Genomic DNA, 259 nt, shown 5'->3' with positions numbered 1-259 from the left:
CGCTGGCGCCCCCCGGTCGAACGCGCCGTCGCCTGGCTCGTCCACCACGGCAACCGGCGCCTGCGCTACCGCGGCACCCTCAAGAACGACACCTGGCTCCACACCCGAGCCGCCGCCCTCAACATCCGCCGACTGATCAACCTCGGACTCACCCGCATCGACGGCGCCTGGCACCTCGCCCCAGCCACCCCATAGCAAAGAAGGGCCATCCGGCCTCCGGCCGGACAGCCCCTCAACAAGATCTTCATCAGCCTTCTAG

At 69.1% G+C, this 259-nt stretch carries 1 protein-coding gene; it reads left to right on the top strand.

Annotation, left to right across the window (positions count from 1 at the left end):
* Positions 1-195 (top strand): transposase (locus IO24_RS0140170; RefSeq protein ID WP_031144890.1); only part of this gene is annotated, 195 nt, incomplete at its 5' end.
* Positions 196-259: the final 64 nt, after the last annotated feature.

Origin of the sequence: Streptomyces flavovariabilis (genome assembly GCF_000725785.1) — a bacterium.
In the GTDB taxonomy this organism is placed as follows: domain Bacteria; phylum Actinomycetota; class Actinomycetes; order Streptomycetales; family Streptomycetaceae; genus Streptomyces; species Streptomyces hawaiiensis.
This window is presented reverse-complemented; position numbering and strand designations above follow the sequence as displayed.